The sequence below is a fragment of the uncultured Ellagibacter sp. genome (assembly GCF_934636505.1).
Lineage (GTDB): Bacteria > Actinomycetota > Coriobacteriia > Coriobacteriales > Eggerthellaceae > Ellagibacter.
The window spans coordinates 1-4,663 of record NZ_CAKUAL010000100.1 but is presented as its reverse complement, the minus strand read 5'-3'; the positions used below and the strand labels follow the sequence as shown (position 1 = coordinate 4,663).

The following is a 4,663-nucleotide window of genomic DNA, read 5'->3' as shown; positions in this document are numbered from 1 at the left end:
CTCACATTGCGTGCAGCGTGTGCGAAGCCGCCCGTGGCATACGCGATATGTGTAATGGCGCACGCTGCGTAGATAATGTGCACGACAAGCATCCTCAACTTCCGTTTCGAGACGCGCATCGCCGTGCCGATTCCATCAACACTATATATCAGTTGCGTTGGGACAAAGGGGATGGAAGGCGCGAGCTCGCAAGCGCAGAGGCTTCGCGACCTGCAATCCCTTTCACGCCGATGCCTAGCGCGATTGCGTTTCCGAGCTCGCGCGATGCGGGGCGTGCGTTATACTGTTCGGGCATTTTTAACATCCCGCCGAGATCGCTCAGGTTAGCTGCGCATCACAATGTACGCTGCCGCTTTGAGCTGCACGGCGGAGAAACAAGGAGAGAGAACATGTCATCGATCATCGTCGTCGGTCACAAAAACCCTGACAACGACGCCATAAGCGCGGCTGTCGGGTATGCATACCTGAAAAACGAGCTCGCGCGCCGCGCGGGCGAGGAGGCCGTCTTCGAGCCGGTGCGCCTGGGGCCGCTTCCCCCCGAGACCGAGTGGATCATGGGCGAGCGCGGCATCGAGCAGCCCCGCCTTATCGAGTCGGTTCCCGAGGGCGCTAAGGTCATCCTCGTCGACCATAACGAGATGCTCCAGTCTGTGGACGGCTTGAACACTGACGACCTCGTCGAAGTTGTCGACCATCACCGCCTGGGCGGCCTTACCACCGCGCAGCCGATTCGCGTGAACGTGAAGCCCGTCGGCTCCACCGCCGCCATCGTCGCGCGCGAATTCGAGATCGAGGGTGTGGAGCTTCCCGAGTCCATCGCCGCACTGCTGCTCGGTGCGATGCTCACCGACACCGTCATCATGAAGTCGCCCACCACGACTGATTTCGACCGCGACATGATTGCGCGTACGGCCAAGACCCTGGGTGTCGATCCGGTCGAATACGGAATGGACATCTTCAAGTGCCGTTCGAACCCCGCCGAGCTTCCTATCGACAAGCTGGTGAACGCCGACGCGAAGGAATTCGAACTCAAGAATGGCAACAAGGTCTACATCGGCCAGTTCGAGACCGTCGACTTGAAGGCGGTCCTCGGCCGCGAAGCCGAGATTCGTGAGGCTATCAAAGCGCTCGTCGCTGAAAAGGGCTACCAGTTCGTGCTGTTCTTCGCGACTGATATCCTCGCTGAGGGCTCGCAGTTCATCTGCGAGGGCGATACGCAGTTCGTCTCCGACGTGTTCGGCGTGAACTTGAACGACGGCGAAAGTGCTTGGATGCCCGGCGTTCTTTCCCGCAAGAAGCAGGTCGCGGCGCCTATCCTCGCCGCGTAAGAAAGCGGGTGCGTCCGCGAAGGCGGATGCTCGTTCTTTGAAGTGACAAGGCTCCGATGTCTCGCGTAAATCCGCGCAGGCGTCGGGGCCTTTTGCGTGCGCGAGCGACTATGCCGACGTCGGGGCTGCCCCTGCGGGGTGGTCGTTGCGGGAAAGATGTTGCCAGCATGAGTCTTTGCCCAACCGGCGGGCGGTCGCGTCAAGATCCCGCCGTACGTTCGGGTGCTATTCTTCCCAGCGTTTCGCCACGTAGTCGAGCAGGAACTCGTAGAAGCGCTGTGCTTCGGAGTCTGGGGTGCAGCGGCTCGTTTTCGCCACGATGACGTTGCGCGTGAATTCGGTTTCCTGCAGATGGACGAGGCGGCAGGACTTCGGGTCGAGGTCGCCCCAGCTGTGGTCGGGCCAAAACCCCACACCAAGCCCGAGGCCAATCATCTTCTTCACGACGAGGGGGTTGTCGCTCTCGAACGCGATATGCGGGGTGAAGGCGCGGTGCGCGCAGAAGGTGTCGCACACCTCGCGAAAGCGGCGCGAGCCGGCGAGCGCGATGAACCGCTCGCTTGCGAAATCGGAAAGCGAGGCGGTTTCCCCAAGCGCGCTGCCTGCGGGAACGGCGATGCCGATGCGCTCGGAGAAGGGCGTTTTCTCGACGGCGTTTTCCACCGTGCTCGAGCCACGCGGCGTAATAGTTGTTACGATGACGTCGCGATGTCGCTCGCGCTCGTCCTGCGTGATCTCGAACGAGACGTGCGGGTTGAGCTCGCTGTAGGCGGCGATGCCGTCAATGGCCACCCCTGATGCCGCATGCACGCCGACGCGGACTACGCCCTGCTCGCCCTGTTGGAAAAGCTGCACGTCGCGCGCCACATTCTCGAGGGTTTCCATCGCGGGCTTCACGCGGTCTCGAACGTAGGCGCCGGCGGGGGAGAGACGGATGCCGCGCCCCGCACGCTCGAACAGGCTCACGCCGAGCTCCTGCTCGAGGCGGTGGATTGACTGCGTGAGCGCAGGCTGTGCGATGTGGAGCTGCTTGGCCGTGTTGGTCATGTGCTCGTTTTCGGCTACGGCAAGAAAGTACCTCAGCTGAAGCAGTTCCATATCCTTCTCCATCTCATAAGGAAAACATTATGATTTTCATCTTAAAGATATATTGGACATTATCAAGAGAAAGCCTACCATGAATCAAGTTGTAAAACGCTCGATTCGGGAGATGGTATTACCGTGGCGGAAGTGCTTGAAGCTGTCATGCTCATCTGTTTTGGCCTGTCGTGGCCGATGAATGCGTACAAGAACTACAAGGCGCGTACGGCGGCGGGAACGAGCTGGCAGTTCATCCTGCTCATCACGCTCGGCTATGTTGCAGGCATCGCCGCGAAGTTCGTATCCGGTACGATCAATTGGGTGCTCATCGTGTACTTCATCAACGTGGTGTGCATTGCGGTGAATTGGGCGGTGTATTTCCGCAATCGCAAGCTTGATGAGGAGCGCGGCGTCATCGATGCCGCCGAATCGCTCAAGGAGCGTCGCGCAAGCCGCGATCGGGCAGTGACGGCTGCGGAAAACGGCTACATCGAAGGGGTTCGTGCAGCAGGCCGCCAGTAACGCAGGCGCCGAGGCCCTCTCTGGAGCGAGCGTACGCGCCCGAACCAACTGCATACTTCCAGCGAGTCGCTGCTTCCATCCCTATCACGGCTCGCGATTTCACAGGGCGCCTTCCCTCAGGCGCCCTTTTCCGCATAAGGGTCCGAGTTTCGCCGGGCTGCTCGAGAAAAGCAGAAAGGTGCCGCCTCGCCAGAAGTTGCGCTGCTTAATTGTGGAGAAGAGAAGGAGACGACTCCCAAGCGAGGAGTCACCGGTGCAGCGATCGCCCCGAAAGCGGCAGCGAGACAACTTCTTCAAGTTGTGTTTTGCCAGCTCACAGCAACCTATCCACATGATGATCCGCCCTGCAAGCCGTTAACCTTAGGGGATAGACACACCCGGGTGCGTGGCGTTTGACAAGCTGGTGTTCGAGCCGTATAGTACCAACTCGCGCCGCATTGCGGCGTGTATTTTCGTGTGCGCACCAGCTGAGCGTACATGAAAATGGGGGAGCGCCTCGCTCGCGGGGCAATCCCAGCAGGCATATGGTTTTTCGCAACCGCATGGTCAGGTTGCGCGAGGCCAGGTAGTAAAGAAGGAGAAGGAACTTGCCTACTATTAATCAGTTGGTCCGCAAGGGCCGCAAGACGGCTGTCGCCAAGTCCAAGACGCCGGCGCTCAAGGGCAACCCGCAGAAGCGTGGCGTGTGCACCCGTGTGTACACCACCACGCCGAAGAAGCCGAACTCGGCTCTTCGTAAGGTTTGCCGTGTCCGCCTCGTCAACGGCATGGAAGTAACGGCCTACATCCCCGGCGAAGGTCACAACCTCCAGGAGCACTCCATGGTGCTTATCCGCGGTGGTCGTGTTAAGGACCTTCCTGGTGTCCGTTACAAGGTCATCCGCGCTGCTCTCGACTGCGCTGCAGTTGACAAGCGCAAGCAGGCTCGCAGCCGCTATGGCGCCAAGCGCCCGAAATAAGTAAACCGCTAAGTCGCGCGGGCCAGAAGAGAAAGGCCTAATGGGAGGCAAGGAAGCCCCCTCGAAGCGCGCAGGAAAGAAGGAGTTACCCAATGCCGCGTCGTGCAGCAGCAGTCCGTCGTGAAACTCAGCCGGACGCAAAGTACAACAACCGTCTCGTCACCCAGCTGATCAACAAGATCATGCTCGATGGCAAGAAGTCCATCGCCGAGGGCATCGTCTATGGTGCTTTCGACATCGTCGAGGAGAAGTCCGGCCAGGATCCCCTGTCCGTCTTCAAGAAGGCTATGGACAACGTTCGCCCCACGCTCGAGGTCAAGCCGAAGCGTGTCGGCGGCGCAACCTACCAGGTGCCGATGGAGGTCAACTCCCGTCGCGCCACCACGCTCGCCATCCGCTGGATTGTCGACTTCTCGCGCAAGCGCAAGGAGCACACCATGAAGCAGCGCCTCGCTGCGGAAATCATGGACGCAGCTGAGAACACCGGCGCTTCTGTCAAGAAGCGTGAGGACCTCTACAAGATGGCCGAGTCCAACCGTGCGTTCTCGCACTACCGCTTCTAGGTCGTGAGGGAACATGGCTAAGACTAACGATCTGAAGCTCACCCGTAACTTCGGCATCATGGCCCACATCGATGCCGGTAAGACGACCACTACCGAGCGAATCCTTTACTACACTGGCAAGACCCACAAGATCGGCGAGGTGCATGATGGCGCCGCGACGATGGACTGGATGGTGCAGGAGCAGGAGCGCGGCGTGACCATCACCGCTGCT

The 4,663-nt window shown here is 60.0% G+C and carries 6 protein-coding genes; 5 read left to right on the top strand and 1 reads right to left on the bottom strand.

What is annotated here, in order from left to right:
• Nucleotides 1-389: 389 nt before the first annotated feature.
• Nucleotides 390-1,328 carry a manganese-dependent inorganic pyrophosphatase gene (locus tag Q0G18_RS08885; protein WP_158049771.1) on the top strand — a complete coding sequence of 313 codons (939 nt, stop codon included), beginning with the start codon at nt 390-392 and terminating at the stop codon, nt 1,326-1,328.
• Nucleotides 1,329-1,553: 225 nt separating this feature from the next.
• Here Q0G18_RS08885 and Q0G18_RS08880 read toward each other — a convergent pair whose 3' ends face one another.
• The gene (locus Q0G18_RS08880; RefSeq protein ID WP_297152169.1) at nt 1,554-2,426 is read right to left on the bottom strand and encodes a LysR family transcriptional regulator; all 873 of its coding nucleotides are present in this window, start codon (nt 2,424-2,426) and stop codon (nt 1,554-1,556) included.
• Nucleotides 2,427-2,549: 123 nt separating this feature from the next.
• On the opposite strand from Q0G18_RS08880, the gene Q0G18_RS08875 reads away from it, so the two are divergent.
• The 4 genes from Q0G18_RS08875 to Q0G18_RS08860 form a co-directional block, all read left to right on the top strand.
• Complete coding sequence (locus Q0G18_RS08875) at nt 2,550-2,930, top strand: hypothetical protein (RefSeq protein WP_297152166.1); 381 nt, start codon at nt 2,550-2,552, stop codon at nt 2,928-2,930.
• Between the two features lie 587 nt (nt 2,931-3,517).
• Nucleotides 3,518-3,889 carry a 30S ribosomal protein S12 gene (gene rpsL, locus Q0G18_RS08870; protein WP_158049769.1) on the top strand — a complete coding sequence of 124 codons (372 nt, stop codon included), beginning with the start codon at nt 3,518-3,520 and terminating at the stop codon, nt 3,887-3,889.
• 92 nt (nt 3,890-3,981) lie between these two features.
• Nucleotides 3,982-4,452: a 30S ribosomal protein S7 gene (gene rpsG / locus Q0G18_RS08865; protein ID WP_297152163.1), complete on the top strand. Its 471-nt coding sequence runs from the start codon at nt 3,982-3,984 to the stop codon at nt 4,450-4,452.
• A gap of 13 nt (nt 4,453-4,465) precedes the next feature.
• Nucleotides 4,466-4,663 (top strand): GTP-binding protein (locus tag Q0G18_RS08860; protein ID WP_297152160.1); only part of this gene is annotated, 198 nt, incomplete at its 3' end.